Here is a 15537-nt window from a genome sequence, read left to right as displayed (position 1 = left end):
AGTCACCATGACGATGCAGTCTCCCTCCCCGAAAGCCCGCCCGGAAGCGCTGGCGGAACGGGTTTATCAGGCGCTGAAGGAGGAGATTTTCGCCTTTCGCCTGATGCCCGGCGATCGCTTCAGTGAAAGTGAAATTGCCGGGCGGATGGCGGTCAGCCGCACGCCGGTACGTCAGGCGCTGTTCCGGCTGGAACGCGAAGGCTTTGTTGAAGTCTGGTTCCGCAGCGGCTGGCAGATCAGGAACTTCGATTTCGCCTGGTTCGAAGCGCTGTATGACCTGCGAACCGTGCTGGAGTGTGAAGCGGTAAAACGGCTGTGCGCCCTGCCCGCCGCCCAGTGCAGCGCCCTGTTAACCGGGCTGACGCGCTTCTGGTGCCAGGCGGAGCGACTGACCGCCGGCCTGACGGTATCGCAGCACGATGAGGCGTTTCACATGACGCTGGTGGCCGCTGCGGGTAATCCGGAAATGGCGCGTATTCACGCCGAACTGACGGAGAAAATCCGCATTATCCGCCGTCTCGACTTCACCTCTGACGATCGGATAACCGCCACCTATCAGGAGCATGAACAGATTTTACAGGCAATTTTTCAGCAACAGACTGAGGAGGCACAACGCATCCTGACCGACCACATCGCCGTCAGCAAGGCGGAAGTCAGGAAAATCACCTTGCACCGACTCCAGCAGGCCCGGCTTCAACCCATTGAATAACAAACACAACATTGAGGGGTTTTAACACGATGAAAAGACGTTCATTGCTCAAGGCTTTTGCTCTCTCCGCTACCGTTGCCAGCATCGGTCTCGCCTGGGGCGCGCAGGCGGCTGACACCATTAAGGTCGGCATCATGCACTCCCTGTCCGGGACCATGGCGATTTCGGAAACGCCGCTCAAAGATGTGGCGCTGATGACCATCGATGAGATCAACGCCAAAGGCGGCGTGCTGGGGAAAAAGCTGGAGCCGGTGGTAGTCGATCCCGCCTCTAACTGGCCGCTTTTTGCCGAGAAGGCACGACAGCTGCTGACCCAGGATAAGGCGGCGGTGGTGTTTGGCTGCTGGACCTCGGTATCGCGCAAATCGGTGCTGCCGGTGTTTGAGGAGCTGAATGGCCTGCTGTTCTACCCGGTGCAGTATGAGGGCGAAGAGATGTCGCCTAACGTGTTCTATACCGGCGCAGCGCCCAACCAGCAGGCGATCCCGGCGGTTGAATACCTGATGAGCGAGGATGGCGGCAGCGCTAAACGCTTCTTCCTGCTCGGCACCGATTATGTCTATCCCCGCACGACCAACAAGATCCTGCGTGCCTTCCTGCACAGTAAGGGCGTCCAGGATAAAGATATCGAAGAGGTCTACACCCCGTTTGGTTACAGCGATTACCAGACCATCGTCTCAAACATCAAAAAGTTTGCTGCCGGCGGCAAAACAGCGGTGGTCTCCACCATTAACGGCGACTCTAACGTTCCCTTCTATAAAGAGCTGGCTAATCAGGGCATTAAAGCCACCGATATTCCGGTCGTGGCCTTCTCGGTCGGGGAAGAAGAGCTGCGCGGTATCGATACCAAACCGCTGGTCGGTCAGTTAGCGGCGTGGAACTATTTTGAGTCAATCGATAACCCGACCAACGCTAAATTTGTCGCTGACTACCGTGCTTATGCCAAAGCCCACAACCTGCCGAACGCCGCCAGCGTGGTCACCAACGATCCGATGGAAGCGACCTATGTCGGCATTCATATGTGGGCGCAGGCGGTAGAAAAAGCCGGCACCACCGACGTGGATAAAGTCCGGGCGGCGATGGCCGGTCAGACCTTCAAAGCACCAGACGGCTTTACCCTGACCATGGATCAGACCAACCACCATCTGCATAAGCCGGTAATGATCGGTGAAGTGGAAGAGAACGGTCAGTTCAACGTGGTGTGGCAGACCGATCAGCCGGTGCGCGCTCAGCCATGGAGCCCGTACATCGCCGGTAATGATAAGAAGCCCGACCACCCGGTGAAAGCCGCGCAGTAAGCGCGTGACGCGCCGGTCTGCGGCTCTGCCGGCCGGCGCCTGCGACGCACCTGCCCGTTGCGCTGATGGCGTACGGCAAATCAGGTCGTCCGCTGCCATCCATTTAACGAGGTCCTCTCTATGAACCTTTGCCGCTGCCTTTTCAGCCTGCTGCTGCTGTTGCCGCTGTTTGCCAGCGCCGGACCGGCGGCAGACTTCGCCGCTGCCAGCCGTAGCCAGCAGGCGACGCTGCTGCAACAGTGGGCCGCCGCGCCAGACAGCAGCCGGTTACCGCTGCTGGAAGCGCTGAACGCCGAAAGCGTGGTCATCGACCAGAATAAACAGCCGTTCAGCCAGCAGGGCAGCAGGCTGCTGCCGCTGGATGCCCAGCCACAGCCGAACGGCAAGCTGAAAAAACTGTTTATGAACAACCGGCTGCGGGTGCTGGTCAACGGCGCGCTGGCGGCGCATCAGCTGGTGAGCGACGATGCCGGACTGCGGCTGCACGCCGCCCGGCAGCTGCAAAATGACGGTGCGGCCGATCAGCTGTCGCTGATTGAGCAGCGGCTGGCCGCCGAAAAAGATAGCCGGGTGCATGCCGCACTGGCGATGGCGCTGGCCAACCTGCAGCTGGCAGATGGCCAGCCGATGGTGCGGCTGAAGGCAGTTAAGCTGCTGGGCGAATCCAGCGATCCGAATACGCAGGCCAGCCTGCAACGCTTAACCCAGCCGGCGAACGAACCGGATGCCACGGTGCGTGCCGCCGCCGCCGACAGCCTGCAACAGATTCAGAAACGCCTGATGTGGGGCGATCTGCTGGGTCAGGCGTTCAGCGGCCTGTCGCTGGGCTCGGTGTTGCTGCTGGCGGCGCTGGGACTGGCGATCACTTACGGCCTGCTGGGTGTAATCAATATGGCGCACGGTGAAATGCTGATGCTCGGTGCTTATGCCACCTGGTGGGTACAGAGCCTGTTCCAACAGTTTGCGCCGCACTACCTGGCCTGGTATCCGCTGCTGGCGCTGCCGGTGGCGTTTATGGTGACGGCCGCCATCGGAATGGCGCTGGAACGCACGGTGATCCGCCATCTTTACGGTCGCCCGCTGGAAACGCTGCTGGCGACCTGGGGAATCAGCCTGATGCTGATTCAGGCGGTGCGGATGCTGTTCGGGGCGCAAAACCTCGAAGTGGCAAATCCGCAGTGGCTGTCGGGCGGACTGCAGGTACTGCCTAACCTGGTGCTGCCGTGGAACCGCATCGCCGTGATTCTGTTTGTGATGTTTGTGCTGGCACTCACCTGGCTGCTGCTGAATCGCACCCGTCTTGGCATGAACGTGCGCGCCGTGACGCAGAATCGCGCCATGGCGGACTGCTGTGGCGTGCCGACCGGCCGGGTCGATATGCTGGCGTTTGGTCTGGGGTCTGGTATTGCCGGACTGGGCGGTGTGGCGCTGTCGCAACTCGGCAACGTCGGGCCAGAACTGGGACAGGGCTACATTATCGACTCGTTTCTGGTGGTGGTGCTGGGCGGCGTCGGTCAACTGGCGGGCACCGTGGTCGCCGCCTTCAGCCTCGGCATTCTTAATAAAGTGCTGGAACCGCAGATCGGCGCGGTGCTCGGCAAGATTCTGATTCTGGTGATTATCGTACTGTTTATCCAGAAACGTCCGCAGGGACTGTTTGCGGTAAAAGGAAGGGTGACTGACTGATGACGCAACCGATTACGCTCCGCGCCGCGCGCAAAGCGCCGCGCCTGACCCTCAGCATCGGCCTGCTGGTCACCCTGGCGCTGCTGGTGATGCCGTTTCTGGCGCTGCTGCCCGCCAGCCATCCGCTGGCGATCTCCACCTATACCCTGACGCTGATTGGCAAAATCCTCTGCTACGCGGTGGTGGCAGTGGCCCTCGACCTGGTGTGGGGTTACGCCGGATTACTGTCGCTGGGCCACGGCCTGTTTTTTGCTCTCGGTGGTTATGCGATGGGCATGTATCTGATGCGCCAGGCGGCAGGTGAAGGCTTACCGGCGTTTATGTCCTTTCTGTCGTGGCGTGAGCTGCCGTGGTTCTGGAGCGGAACCGGGCACTTCGCCTGGGCGCTGTGCCTCAGCGTACTGGCACCGGGATTGCTGGCGCTGGTATTTGGCTTTTTTGCCTTCCGTTCCCGCATCAAAGGCGTTTACTTCTCGATCATCACCCAGGCGCTGACCTACGCCGGTATGCTGCTGTTTTTCCGTAATGAAACCGGCTTTGGCGGCAACAACGGTTTCACCGGCTTTACCACCCTGCTCGGCTTTTCAGTGAGCGCGACCGGCACCCGCATCGGCCTGTTTATCGCCACGGTAGGATTGCTGTTGCTGAGCCTGGCGATCGGTTTCGCACTGGCACGCAGCAAGTTTGGCCGGGTGCTGACTGCGGTGCGCGACGCCGAAAACCGCCTGATGTTCTGCGGCTACGATCCGCGCGGCTTTAAGCTGTTTGTCTGGACCCTGTCGGCGATGCTGTGCGGACTGGCCGGGGCGCTTTACGTACCGCAGGTCGGGATCATTAATCCCGGCGAGATGTCGCCAGCCAACTCGATTGAAGCCGCCATCTGGGTGGCGCTGGGGGGGCGCGGTACGCTGATCGGCCCACTGCTGGGTGCCGCGATTGTTAACGGCGCGCGCAGCTTTTTCACCGTCGCTTTCCCGGAATACTGGCTGTTTTTCCTCGGCCTGATGTTCATCCTGGTGACGCTGTTTCTGCCGCACGGCGTGATTGGCCTGCTGCGCCGGAGGAAACATGACTGACGCACTGTTTACTCAACCTCATCCGGCGGATCGCCATCGGGCGCAGCGCGATCCGCTGCTGCAACTGGAGAAGATCAGCGTCTCGTTCGACGGCTTCCGCGCCCTGAGCGATCTCTCGTTGCAGATCGGCGTCGGCGAACTACGCTGCGTGATCGGCCCCAACGGCGCGGGCAAAACCACGCTGATGGATGTGATCACCGGTAAGACGCGGCCCGATTCCGGGCGGGTGATCTACGATCAGGACAGCGATCTTACCCGCCTGTCGCCGGTTGAGATCGCCCGTGCCGGCATCGGCCGTAAGTTCCAGAAACCAACGGTGTTTGAAGCGTTAACCGTGTTCGAGAATCTTGAGATCGCCCTGAAAGCCGAAAAAACGGTGTGGGCCAGTCTGCGCGCGCGCCTCAATGGCGAGCAGCAGGATCGGATCGATGAGGTGCTGAAGCTGCTGCGGCTCGGCGCAGAACGACAGCGTAGCGCGGGCCTGCTGTCGCACGGCCAGAAGCAGTTTCTGGAGATTGGCATGCTGCTGGTGCAGGAGCCGCACCTGCTGCTGCTGGATGAGCCAGCGGCGGGCATGACCGACGCTGAAACGGACTACACCGCCGAGCTGTTCCGCAACCTGGCGGGTAAACATTCGCTGATGGTGGTGGAGCACGATATGGGCTTTGTCGAAACCATTGCCGACCACGTGACGGTGCTGCATCAGGGTCAGGTACTGGCCGAAGGATCATTGCGTGAGGTGCAGGCCAATGAGCAGGTTATCGACGTTTATCTGGGGCGCTGAGATGTTACAGGTTACTGAACTGAATCAATATTATGGCGGCAGTCATATTCTGCGTGGCCTGTCGTTTGAGGTAAAAGTGGGTGAGATCACCTGCCTGCTGGGCCGCAACGGCGTGGGTAAAACCACGTTACTGAAATGCCTGATGGGGTTAATCCCGGCTAAATCCGGTGAGATCCACTGGCAGCAGCAGAAACTCAACGGCCGTAAACCGCACCAGCGGGTGCAGTCCGGCATTGCTTACGTGCCGCAGGGGCGGGAGATTTTTCCGCGGCTGACGGTGGAAGAGAACCTGCTGCTCGGTTTGTCCCGCTTTCCGGCTGCGCAGGCCCGCCAGGTGCCGGATGAGATCTACCAGCTGTTTCCGGTGCTGTTTGCCATGAAGTCGCGGCGCGGCGGCGATCTGTCCGGCGGCCAGCAACAGCAGCTGGCGATCGGCCGGGCGCTGGCCTGCCGGCCGCAGCTGTTGATCCTGGATGAGCCAACCGAAGGGATCCAGCCGTCGGTGATCAAAGAGATCGGCGCGGTGATCCGTCAGCTGGCGCAGCGCGGGGATATGGCGATCCTGCTGGTCGAGCAGTTTTATGACTTTGCGGCTGAACTGGCGGACAGCTATCTGGTGATGTCGCGCGGTGAAATCGTGCAGCGTGGCCGCGGCGACAGCATGGAAGCCGATGGCGTGCGCGGCCTGGTGGCGATTTAGGCCGCGCATCGGGTTTACAGCAATCCGGTCTCGACGGAAAAGTGGCGTTGTTCGCCGCTGGCGAGGGTGATTAAGCTGCCCGCCTGCTGCGCCGCCAGAAACCCTTCCGGCCGACAGGTGGCCGGCAGGATATAGGCCGCGACCTGTTGGTCGGCATTGTGCAGCAGCCAGCGGGTGGCGTGCGGAAACTGGGCGGTAGAGAAGCGCGTCATCATGGCGTATCCCGCTGGCGCGTGCAGCTCAAACTGCACCTCATCGCCATACTGCGGCAGATCGTCGGCGAAAAAGACAATCTCCGGATCGCACAACTGCGGCAGATCGAGCTGCTGCAACGCCTGCGGATCCTGCGCCAGCCGGGCGGTGTAGTCGCGCCATGCCGGTGTTGGCCGCAGATGGGCCGGTATTGAGGTGCGCAGCCGGAAGGCCCGATCCGGGATCGACTGCCGGAAACGTCCCTGTGCAATCCAGCCGCTGTTGAGATGACACATATACTGCAACGGCATCGGCGCGCCGGCCAGATTGGTCACCGTCATCTCAATCTGCAGCCGCGGCCGATCGGCGTGAAGGCGTACCGCCGGTGCGGCCAGATAGTGATGGCCGAAGCCTTTGACATATTCACACTCCCCCTCCAGCGACAGCGTATCCGCGTCCAGCACCAGCCACGCGCTGTCCATCCGGGCGCAGGGCATTTCACCATGCAGCGGATGGTCGTCCTCGGGCGACGGACAGCCGTTAGCCAGCAGCCCCGAGTGGAAAGCGAAACAGCCGTAGGTGTCGATGATTGAATGACCGGGCAGCGGCTGCTTAAAGCTGTTGCCCATGGTCAGCGGATGCCCGTCAAACTGCGCATCCCAGATCATCTGACCAAAGAACGGCAGCACCGTTACCGATCCGCGCCGGTTATGGATCCGCACCGCTTCAATCCCCGCCGGATAACGGAACAGTTCCACCCGAAAGTCATCGCTCTGCAGCAGAACCTCAGGGGTAAAATGAAACTGCTCACGGCGCAACGGTAAACGGGTTTTCATGATGCATCCTCCACCAGACGACCGCCGGACACGGTCTGTTTCTTGTGGCGCAGCTCGCCATAGAAGTAACAGCCTACCCAGGCGAAGCAGAGCAGCGAGACGCCAAACGCCAGCTGCATTGAGCCAACCGCGTCAGAGACCAGCCCCTGCAGCGCGGGCACGAATGCTGCGCCGACAATCGCCATCACGATAAACGCCCCCGCCACTTCGGTATATTTATTGTCGACCGTCGCCAGCGTTCCGGCATAAATGGTCGCCCAGCAGGGACCAAACAGCACGCTGACGAACACCGCGGCGTAAACGGCGGTAAAGTCAGGTACCAGCATCACATAAGCCAGCGTCAGCACCCCCAGCACCGAATAGGCGATCAGCACTTTTTCGGCGCGGAAACGGGTCATCAGGAAGTTCGCCACGAACTTGCCGATAAAGAAGCAGATAAAGCTGTAGATCATGAAGTTTGAGGCATGACGTTCATTGGCTGCGCCCAGCGTCAGCGCCAGACGAATGGTGAACGACCAGACCGCTACCTGCATCCCGACATAGAGAAACTGCGTCACGATGCCGCGTTTAAAGTGACGGTTGGTCGCCAGATAGCGAAAGGTCTCCGCCAGTGAAGGCAGCGATGATTGGTTACTTTGCGGTTTGCAGCGCGGATAGCGGGTAAACATAAACAGCAGCATCACCACTATTAATACCATCACCAGATATTTGTAGGGTTCCAGCGTATGCTCTAGCATCGTCAGGCGAAACGCATGCGCCTGTTCGGCGGTCATGGTCGCCATCTGGCTCTGCAGGCTGTCTCCTTCCTGGAACACCAGATACTTACCCAGCACGATGCCCATCAGCGCACCAATCGGATAGAACGTCTGGCTGATGTTGAGCCGCAGAGTGGCGTGGTCGCGGTGACCGATCATTGAGCTGTAGGTATTGGCCGCGGTCTCCAGAAAGCTCAGGCCGATGGCGATAGCAAAGATGGCCGCGAGAAACATGGTATAGGTCGCCATGTGTGAGGCGGGATAAAACGCCACACAGCCGAGAATGTAGAGCGCCAGCCCGGTGAGGATCGCCAGCTTGTAGCTGGATTTACGGATCACCAGCGACGCCGGGATCGCAATCAGAAAATAGCCGCCGTAAAAGGCACTCTGTACCAGCGCGCTGGCAAAATCGCTTAATGCGAAGACGCTTTTGAACTGGGTAATCAGGATATCGTTAAGGCTGGCAGCGCAGCCCCACAGCGGAAACAGGCACGACAGCAGAATGAACTGAAAGCGCGGCGTTTTATTCAGGTAGCCATCGGATTGCTGAACTATTTTCTGTTGCATAGCATCACCTCACTGAAGATTAAGAAAGCGCTGAAAACTCTCTGCGTCGGGATAGGCGCGCTGCGTGCCGCGTCCGGTCACGCTGCAGGCGGCATAGGCCGAAGCCTGGGCCATGGCAGCCGCGATATCGCCGGTTTTAATCAGCAGCTGAGCAAAACAGCCGATAAAGGCATCGCCGGCACCGCTGGTGTCGACCGCCCGGACCGGCGTTGCCGCCACCCGGTGCACCGTATCGCCGCTCATCCATACCGAGCCGCGACTGCCCAGCGTGATAATCAGGTTTTTCAGACCGCGCTTCAGCAGCGATCGCCCGGCGGCGATTACGTCCTCATCGCTGGCAACCGGCAGTCCGGTGAGGATCTCCAGTTCGGTTTCGTTAGGCATAAAGAAGTCACACTTGCAGGCGTATTGGATGTCGAGATCGGCCACCGCCGGCGCGGGGTTCAGGATCACTTTGATCTGATGCTGACGGGCAAAATCGATGCCGTAATAGACCGTTTCCAGCGGGATCTCCAGCTGCAGGATGATCAGCTGGCAGCCTTTCAGCGCCTCAGCGGCGTCGTCAATATCGGCCGGCTTCAGCTGCTGGTTGGCACCTTTAATAATCAGGATGCGGTTCTGCGACCGATCGTCGACAAAGATCGGCGCCACGCCGCTTGAAGTACCCGCTGCCGTGGTGACGAAGCGGGTATCGACGCCCTGCTGTTGCAGATTCGCCACGGTATTGGGCGCAAACAGATCGTCGCCCACTTTGCTGACCATCATCACTTTCGCACCCATTCGGGCGGCAGCCACCGCCTGATTAGCCCCCTTGCCGCCACAGCCAAGGGCAAAATCGGGTGCTTCAAGGGTTTCGCCCGCTTTCGGCAGGCTGTTGGTATAGGTAATCAGGTCGACCATGTTTGAGCCGATGACCGCGATATCCATGACTGTTTTCTCCCGGATGTTTTTTAACCATCAAATGTTATTAAATTAACAATAACAATTATTAAAAGTTAAATATGTGATAAAAACCACATCCTGAAGGGATGAATTTCACCATATACGGCGAATAAAGGCCGATCGCCGTGTTACGATTGTAACAATCAGACATGGCACAGATTGGTGTAGCGGACGCCGCCTGGCCGGGGAGAAATCATCGCCGGACGGTAACGCGTGAGGTTTGCGGGGTTTAGCCGTTGCAGGTAAGATTGAAAACCAGCCTGCCGAAGAGGACGCAACGCCTTAAAATCTGTCAGGTTTGTCGCGATGATTACGCCGGTTTCCGGCCCCCTCAATCAGCCCAGCAGGAAACTGAACAGACAGAGATGACCATGGAAACCCGGCGCGACGAACGTATCCACAAGCTGGCTCAGGCGCTTAAACGCACCGATAAGCTGCATCTGAAAGACGCAGCCCAGCTGCTTGGCGTGTCAGAAATGACCATTCGCCGCGATCTTAGCGAGCCCGCCTCCAGCGTGGTGCTGCTGGGCGGCTATATCGTCAGCGACCCGAAGAGCCACGCCAGCCACTACTTTGTTACCGATCAGCACGGTCAGAATGCCGCCCGAAAACAGCGGCTGGCCCAGGCTGCGGCTAGCCTGATCGGCGAAAATGACACGGTATTTTTCGACTGCGGCACTACCCTGCCTTATATCGTCGATGCGATCCCTGACAGCCTGCCGTTTACCGCAATCTGCTGCGCCATGAACACCTTCCTGGCGTTAAAGGAGAAACCGGCCTGCAATGTGATCCTCAGCGGCGGCGAGTTCCACGCGGATAATGCGCTGTTCACACCGATCGGCGGGCATTCGATCCTCGACGATCTCTGTCCGACACTGGCGTTTATCTCGGCGGCCGGGATCGACAAAGATCAGGGAGCGACCTGCTACAACACCAATGAGCTGGCGATGAAGCACCACGCGATGCTGCGGGCGCGCCAGTGCATTTTAGTGGCTGACAGCAGTAAATATGGCAAAGTGCTGCCGGCCCGCATTGCCGAACTGCGCCGCTTTGATCTGCTGGTCAGTGACGCAGCGCCCGATCAGGCGCTGCAGGACTGGCTGGCACAACAGGCGATTCCGCTGCGCCTGCCGTAAGTTCACGCCCAGCGGTTTACTACCGTTTCGCCGTCACGCAGGCGGCGCAGGTTGTCACACACTCCGGTCAGGTTGCCCGCCAGTGAGATATCGGTGACGCCGCCAATGTGTGGCGTGGCGATGACGTTATAGCGAAACAGCTCATCCTGCGGATCGGGCGGCTCCTGCCAGAATACATCCAGCCCGGCCCCGGCCAGCGACCGGTTTTTCAGCGCATTAAGAAAGGCCGCTTTGTCGATTAATCCACCCCGGCCAAGGTTGATCAGAAAGCTCTGCGGTTTCATCTGCGCCAGCGCCGTGGCGTCAATAATCTGGTGGGTCTGCGGATTATCCGGCAGGCTGAGCACTACAAAATCGGCCTGCTGCAACAGCTGCGGCAGCTGTGTCATCTCACCCAGCCACGCCAGGCCGTGCTGGTGAGCGAAAGCCGGATCGGCTTCACGCCTGACGCCGATCATCCGCATGCCAAACGGCCTGAGCCGCGCTGCCAGTGCTTTGCCGATGCCACCTAAACCGACCAGTCCGACCGTTTTGCCCTTCAATCCCAGGCCGACCGGCTGGCCCAGCTGCTGCTGCGCCAGGCAATCGGCGATTTCGTGATAGCGACGCGCCAGGCCAATCATCATCCAGATACCCAGTTCCGCCACCGAATCGGCATTGCCTGAGCTGTCGGACGGCACATTGGCGACCATGATGCCGCGCTGTTTCGCCGCCGCGATGTCGATCCCCTCCAGCCCGGTGCCCGCCTGCTGGATTAGCGCTAAGCGATCGGCGGTCGCCAGCAGCGCCGCGTTCACTTTGCACATGCCAGGGATCAGCGCATCAAAGCCGGCAAGGCTTTCGGCGGCGTGGCCTGCCGAGGCGACAAACTCCACGTCCGGCAGCCGCTGGCGAATAGCCGGAATCAGTCCGCCCCAGGCGTGTTCATCCGCTGCGATCAATACTCTCATCGTCACTCTCCCGGTTTTTAAGGCAAAAAAGCAGCATAGTGCCGGGGTTGCGCGGAAATCAAACAGTTATCCCGAACTGCGGCACGCATCGGAATATTCGCCGCACCCCGGCTGTGATTAGACGGTGAAAAAGGCTAAACTTCGACATCATCCAAATGACCAACAGACCCAGAGGCTCAATACAACGTGGCTCAATTCGTCTATAGCATGCACCGCGTCGGCAAAGTTGTTCCGCCGAAGCGACACATCCTGAAGAACATCTCCCTTAGCTTCTTCCCGGGCGCCAAAATCGGCGTACTCGGCCTGAACGGCGCGGGTAAATCCACCCTGCTGCGCATCATGGCCGGCATCGATAAAGATATCGAAGGGGAAGCGCGTCCGCAGCCAGGCATCAAGATTGGCTACCTGCCGCAGGAGCCGCAGCTTAACCTCGAACATACCGTGCGCGAGTCCGTTGAAGAGGCGCTGTCTGAAGTGGTTGGCGCGTTAAAACGCCTCGACGAAGTCTATGCGCTGTATGCCGAAGAGGGCGCGGATTTTGACAAACTGGCCGCTGAGCAGGGCCGTCTGGAAGAGATCATCCAGGCACATGATGGCCACAACCTGAATACCCAACTGGAGCGTGCGGCAGATGCGCTGCGCCTGCCAGACTGGGAGGCGAAAATCGCCACTCTCTCCGGCGGTGAGCGTCGCCGCGTCGCACTGTGCCGCCTGCTGCTGGAAAAACCAGACATGCTGCTGCTCGACGAACCAACCAACCACCTGGACGCTGAATCTGTCGCCTGGCTGGAACGCTTCCTGCACGACTTCGAAGGCACCGTAGTGGCGATTACCCACGACCGTTACTTCCTTGATAACGTTGCCGGCTGGATTCTGGAACTGGACCGTGGCGAAGGCATCCCGTGGGAAGGTAACTACTCTTCCTGGCTGGAGCAGAAAGATGCGCGTCTGGCACAGGAAGCCTCTTCTGAAGCGGCCCGCCGCAAGTCAATTGAGAAAGAGCTGGAGTGGGTTCGTCAGGGCACTAAAGGCCGTCAGTCCAAGGGCAAAGCCCGTCTGGCGCGCTTCGAAGAGCTGAACAACACCGAATACCAGAAGCGTAACGAAACCAACGAACTGTTTATTCCGCCTGGCCCACGTCTGGGTGACAAAGTGCTGGAAGTCAGCAACCTGCGTAAATCCTACGGTGACCGCGTGCTGATCGACGACTTGTCGTTCTCGGTACCGAAAGGGGCAATTGTCGGCATCATCGGTCCGAACGGCGCCGGTAAATCGACGCTGTTCCGCATGATGTCCGGTCAGGAACAGCCTGATTCCGGCAGCATCGTGCTGGGCGATACCGTCAAACTGGCGTCAGTGGATCAGTTCCGTGACAGCATGGATAACTCCAAAACCGTGTGGGAAGAAGTCTCCGGCGGTCAGGACATCATGCGTATCGGCAATACCGAAATGCCAAGCCGCGCCTACGTCGGCCGCTTTAACTTCAAAGGCGTCGATCAGGGTAAACGCGTCGGTGAGCTGTCGGGCGGTGAGCGCGGTCGTCTGCACCTCGCCAAGCTGCTGCAGGTTGGTGGCAACATGTTGCTGCTCGATGAACCGACCAACGACCTGGACATCGAAACCCTGCGCGCGCTGGAAAACGCCCTGCTGGAGTTCCCAGGCTGCGCGATGGTGATCTCGCATGACCGCTGGTTCCTTGACCGCATCGCGACCCACATTCTGGACTACCAGGATGAAGGTAACATCGAATTCTTCGAAGGTAACTTCACCGAATACGAAGAGTACAAGAAGCGCACCCTCGGCGCCGAAGCGCTGGAGCCGAAGCGTATCAAGTACAAGCGTATAATTAAGTAACAGAACAGTGTTAAGGGCGGCAGCAATGCCGCCTTTTTTATTGCTCGATTAACGATAAAACTCCCTGAACACCGGCGAGTGCAGCGCGAACTCCACGAAGCGCGCCAGCGCCGGGGAATTGAGTTTACGTCCCGGATAGACCAGCCACAGCTCATTTCCTTCCATCTGCCAATCCGGCAACACCGGCACCAGCCGCGGGTCCGCCATAATGCCATCAGTGAGAAAACGCGGCAGCAGCGTGATACCGGCATCGCCGAGCGCCGACTCACGGGCATAGATCAGATTATCGGTCAGATGCGCGGGCGGCAGCAGCCAGCGATAAAATTCCTCATCCCGCTGTAATACCCATTCATTCCAGGCACGATGGGCGATGCAGCGATGGGCAGAAAGCTGTTGCGGATGAATAATGGGTGGATGCTGATCAAGATAGTGCTGCGAGGCCACCAGCAGCCGCTGGCAGTAACCGACCCGACGGCCAATCAGCGATGACTCCTGCGGCTGACCGGTGCGCAGCGCCACATCAAAGCCCTCCTGCACCAGATCGCGAATATCATCTGAGATCGAAATATCCAGCGTCACATCGGGATAGAGCCGTAAAAACTCCGCATTGCAGCGCGCCAGCAGGGTTGCGCCGATGCCCGCCGGGCTGGTGATGCGCAGCCGGCCGCTGGGGTTTTCACGCAGGCTGGCGATCGCCTGATCGGCACGTTCGCTGGCCTGCATCATCTCCTGGCAGTGCAGCAGATAGCGCTCACCGGCAAAGGTCAGGTTGAGCTGGCGGGTGGTGCGATTCAGCAGCCGGATGCCGAGTCGCTGCTCCAGCTGGCTGATGCGCTGGCTGACGCTCGATTTTGGCAAACCGGCGCGTTCCGCCGCGCCGGTAAAACTGCCGCACTCCGCCACCAGCGCGAAAAGCGCCATGTCCTGCCACTGACGAAACGCCATTGTTCACCTCAGACGAACACTCTATGAAAGATTGTCCATCTTATCACCGCTAAATCCAGGTTCTACACTTAGCGTAACAACACAGGAGATCCACTATGTCTATTCGCGCTATTGCTGTTAATCCAGAGAGTCCTGAGAACTTCATTGAAATCTTCCCCGAAACCCCGACGCCAGGCGAGTACGACCTGCGGGTTGAGGTCAAAGCCGCCTCGGTGAACCCGGTCGATACCAAAGTTCACAAAGGCGCAATCAAAAACGGGCTGCAGGCACCACGTATTCTCGGCTGGGACGCCAGCGGCGTAGTGCTGGAAGTTGGCAGCAAAGTCAGCAACTTCAAGCCGGGCGATGAAGTCTACTATGCCGGCGATCTGACTCGTGCCGGCAGTAACAGCACCGGGCAGCTGGTCGATTCACGTATCACCGGCCACAAGCCGAAGAGCCTCGACTGGGCGCAATCGGCGGCGATCCCACTAACGGCACTGACGGCGTGGGAAGGATTGTTTGAGCGACTGAATCTGAACGCCGCGACCGCGGATCAAACGCTGTTGATCGTCGGCGGCGCTGGCGGTGTCGGATCGCTGGCGATCCCTCTGGCGAAGCTGCACAGCAAGGTAAAAGTCATTGCAACAGCCTCCCGCGAAGATTCGGCGCAGTGGTGCCGCGATCGCGGTGCCGATCTGGTGATTAACTACAAAGATATGCCGGGTGAACTGGAGAAACAGGGGATTAAGCAGGTCGATTATATCTTCTGCCTCAACGATACCGACGGTCACTGGGAAACCATGGCGAAGCTGATTGCGCCGCAGGGCCACATCTGCACCATCGTTGAGAACGAGCATCCGCTGTCGATGGATCAGCTCAAGCTGAAAAGCGCTGCGCTGCACTTTGAGCTGATGTACACCCGCAGCATGTTTAACACGCCGGACATGGCGCGCCAGGGTGAAATTCTGGATGCCGTGGCCGCCTTGCTGGATGAAGGTAAGCTGCAAACCACGCTGAGTGAGACGCTGCAGGGCTTAAGCGTTGAAACGCTGCAAGCGGCCCATCAGCGGGTGCTGGAAGGCCATATGCGGGGCAAAGTCGTGATGGTCTATTAATCTGTCCGCC

14 protein-coding genes are annotated in these 15537 nt (G+C 59.3%); 9 read left to right on the top strand and 5 right to left on the bottom strand.

Translation table 11 applies throughout. The features are described 5' to 3' along the window. Nucleotides 1-7: 7 nt before the first annotated feature. The 6 genes from AC6I8D_RS02775 to urtE all read left to right on the top strand — a co-directional run bounded on the left by AC6I8D_RS02775 (nt 8) and on the right by urtE (nt 6253). Complete coding sequence (locus tag AC6I8D_RS02775) at nt 8-709, top strand: GntR family transcriptional regulator (RefSeq protein ID WP_031376033.1); 702 nt, start codon at nt 8-10, stop codon at nt 707-709. A gap of 29 nt (nt 710-738) precedes the next feature. Next, a complete protein-coding gene (gene urtA / locus AC6I8D_RS02770; protein WP_031376034.1) occupies nt 739-2007 on the top strand; it encodes an urea ABC transporter substrate-binding protein in 1269 nt (422 codons plus the stop codon). A 120-nt stretch (nt 2008-2127) separates the two neighbouring features. Beyond that, nucleotides 2128-3693, top strand: a complete 1566-nt coding sequence (gene urtB / locus AC6I8D_RS02765; RefSeq protein WP_312055329.1) for an urea ABC transporter permease subunit UrtB — start codon at nt 2128-2130, stop codon at nt 3691-3693. Then, nucleotides 3693-4769, top strand: a complete 1077-nt coding sequence (gene urtC, locus AC6I8D_RS02760) for an urea ABC transporter permease subunit UrtC (protein ID WP_312055328.1) — start codon at nt 3693-3695, stop codon at nt 4767-4769. The genes urtB and urtC overlap by 1 nt, the downstream gene beginning before the upstream one ends. Continuing rightward, a complete protein-coding gene (gene urtD / locus AC6I8D_RS02755) occupies nt 4762-5553 on the top strand; it encodes an urea ABC transporter ATP-binding protein UrtD (protein WP_312055327.1) in 792 nt (263 codons plus the stop codon). The genes urtC and urtD overlap by 8 nt, the downstream gene beginning before the upstream one ends. Before the next feature lies 1 nt (nt 5554). Beyond that, on the top strand, nt 5555-6253 hold the full coding sequence (urtE, locus tag AC6I8D_RS02750; protein WP_497820645.1) for an urea ABC transporter ATP-binding subunit UrtE: 699 nt from the start codon (nt 5555-5557) through the stop codon (nt 6251-6253). A 14-nt stretch (nt 6254-6267) separates the two neighbouring features. Here the strand turns inward: urtE and AC6I8D_RS02745 are convergent, their stop codons facing one another. From AC6I8D_RS02745 to rbsK, 3 genes are read right to left on the bottom strand one after another with little or no spacing between them, the layout of a single operon-like run. Beyond that, nucleotides 6268-7281: an aldose 1-epimerase family protein gene (locus AC6I8D_RS02745; protein ID WP_312055325.1), complete on the bottom strand. Its 1014-nt coding sequence runs from the start codon at nt 7279-7281 to the stop codon at nt 6268-6270. Continuing rightward, nucleotides 7278-8603, bottom strand: coding sequence for an L-fucose:H+ symporter permease (gene fucP, locus AC6I8D_RS02740; RefSeq protein WP_497819627.1), 1326 nt, complete (start codon nt 8601-8603; stop codon nt 7278-7280). Before fucP ends, AC6I8D_RS02745 begins: the two co-directional genes overlap by 4 nt. A 9-nt stretch (nt 8604-8612) precedes the next feature. Then, complete coding sequence (rbsK, locus tag AC6I8D_RS02735; RefSeq protein ID WP_497819626.1) at nt 8613-9530, bottom strand: ribokinase; 918 nt, start codon at nt 9528-9530, stop codon at nt 8613-8615. Between the two features lie 386 nt (nt 9531-9916). Between rbsK and deoR the strand changes: the two genes are divergently transcribed. Continuing rightward, the gene (gene deoR, locus AC6I8D_RS02730) at nt 9917-10681 is read left to right on the top strand and encodes a DNA-binding transcriptional repressor DeoR (RefSeq protein WP_497820644.1); all 765 of its coding nucleotides are present in this window, start codon (nt 9917-9919) and stop codon (nt 10679-10681) included. 2 nt (nt 10682-10683) lie between these two features. Here the strand turns inward: deoR and AC6I8D_RS02725 are convergent, their stop codons facing one another. Further along, on the bottom strand, nt 10684-11631 hold the full coding sequence (locus AC6I8D_RS02725) for a 2-hydroxyacid dehydrogenase (protein ID WP_497819625.1): 948 nt from the start codon (nt 11629-11631) through the stop codon (nt 10684-10686). A gap of 186 nt (nt 11632-11817) precedes the next feature. On the opposite strand from AC6I8D_RS02725, the gene ettA reads away from it, so the two are divergent. After that, on the top strand, nt 11818-13485 hold the full coding sequence (ettA, locus tag AC6I8D_RS02720; protein WP_072051008.1) for an energy-dependent translational throttle protein EttA: 1668 nt from the start codon (nt 11818-11820) through the stop codon (nt 13483-13485). A 48-nt stretch (nt 13486-13533) separates the two neighbouring features. Here ettA and AC6I8D_RS02715 read toward each other — a convergent pair whose 3' ends face one another. Further along, nucleotides 13534-14430: a LysR family transcriptional regulator gene (locus tag AC6I8D_RS02715; protein WP_497819624.1), complete on the bottom strand. Its 897-nt coding sequence runs from the start codon at nt 14428-14430 to the stop codon at nt 13534-13536. 95 nt (nt 14431-14525) lie between these two features. Between AC6I8D_RS02715 and AC6I8D_RS02710 the strand changes: the two genes are divergently transcribed. Then, nucleotides 14526-15527, top strand: coding sequence for a zinc-binding alcohol dehydrogenase family protein (locus AC6I8D_RS02710; protein WP_312055320.1), 1002 nt, complete (start codon nt 14526-14528; stop codon nt 15525-15527). Nucleotides 15528-15537 lie beyond the last annotated feature (10 nt).

Source organism: Pantoea sp. X-Soil-MYKO-1785 (genome assembly GCF_059730675.1).
Note: the sequence above shows the minus strand (reverse complement) of the source record. Positions and strands in the feature narration are given on the sequence as shown.